Below are 1472 nucleotides of genomic sequence, written 5' to 3'. Positions count from 1 at the left end.
ACAGCATCACACCGGTGCTCTCGGTGGACAGTGACCGGCTGGCCGCGGTGGCCCGCTGGCGTTCCGAGTACGGGCCGGTCACCGCCCTGACCGACGCCGTGCGGGCGGCGCGCCTGCCGGCCGCGTTGCCGCTGATCACCGGCGGCAGCCTGGAACTGCGGGCCCGCAACGGCCGGACCGCTCCCGCCCAGATCACCGCGGTGCTGCAGCACGAGGGCACCGGTGCGGCGGTCGAGGCGGTCTTCCGGAACGTCCGGCCGGGACAGAGCACGGTCACCACCTCGGTCCGCGGCTGCGCCGTCGCACCGGGCTGCCGCCTGGTCCGGTGGCAGATCACCATCCCGGTGGACCGCGACGGCACGCCGATCACCCTGCTCGACCTGCGGCAGCGCGGTCCGGACGCGGAGATCGCCGGCCCGGCCGTACTGGGCGACGTGAGCCGCTGGTACCCCGATGTGAGCGGGGTGGCCCTGCAACTCACCGCCGGCCGGGACGGCCTGACGATGGTCGCGCCGGATCCCGGCGAGGCGGCGGCCGGCGACAAGGTCTACGCCGCCGACGCCGCGCGCCCGCTGCCGGTGGTGCTGGCCGGGCGGCCGCCCGAGGAGTGGCGGTTCGACGACCCCGTCTCGGCCCGTTTCGGCGTCCAGCCGGCCCCGGTACGAGTGGTCGGCACCGCCGCCGTGCTGCCGGTGGTCGGCGCGCAGGGCATGCTGGCCGACCTGGACACGGTCCGGCGCTACGCCGCGGACGCCGAGGCGGGCGGCGACTTCCAGGTCTGGCTCGCCGCCGGCGCTCCACCATCCATCGTGGACAAGCTGCGGGCGGCCGGGCTGACCGTCACCGCCGATCGGAGCACCGCGCAGCGCAGCGCCGCGCTCGCCGAGCGGGGCGAGGTGGCCGGCGCCCGTTTCGGCCTGCTCACCGCCCTCGCCGCCCTGCTGATCGCGGCCGCGGCCGTCGCGGTCTCCGCCACCGCCGACCGTGAACCCTTCGCCGAGCAGCTCCGCGCGCTACGGGTCCAAGGGCTCACCGAACGCGCCGCGGTCGGTGCGGCATACGCGGGCACGCTCGCGCCGATCGCGGCCGCCCTCGCCGGCGGCGTGCTGACCGCCGTCCTGGCGGTGCGGATCGCCGGGGTCACCGCGCCCCGGTTCACCGACGGGTGGCGGGTGGTCGCCGCGCCGGCCGCGCTCGGCGCCACGCCCCTGGCCGTCGCCGTGCTGACCGCGGCGGTCGTGCTCGCCCTGACCGGCTGGGCGGCGGTCCGCGCCCTGACCCGCCGGATCCGGGACGGCGACCGATGATCGCGCCGGCCACTGTGGCGACGGCGACTTCGCCGGCCCGCCGGACCCGGGGCGGTGAACGATGATCGCGCTGGTGCTTGCGATGGTCTGGAGCCGCCGCGGCCAGGCCGCCACGGTGGCGCTGCTGACCATGCTCGGCGTGGCCGCCGCGGTGGGCGCACCGGC

1 pseudogene is annotated in these 1472 nt (G+C 77.6%); it reads left to right on the top strand.

Features of this window, described 5'->3' with window-relative positions:
* Positions 1-1307, top strand: a pseudogene (locus AB0M20_RS43175) (ABC transporter permease); the annotation flags it as partial.
* Between the last annotated feature and the right edge of the window lie 165 nt (positions 1308-1472).

The organism is Actinoplanes sp. NPDC051633, assembly GCF_040681735.1.
Lineage (GTDB): Bacteria > Actinomycetota > Actinomycetes > Mycobacteriales > Micromonosporaceae > Actinoplanes.
The sequence above is the reverse complement of the archived record's forward strand: the minus strand, read 5'-3'. Positions and strand labels throughout refer to the sequence as shown.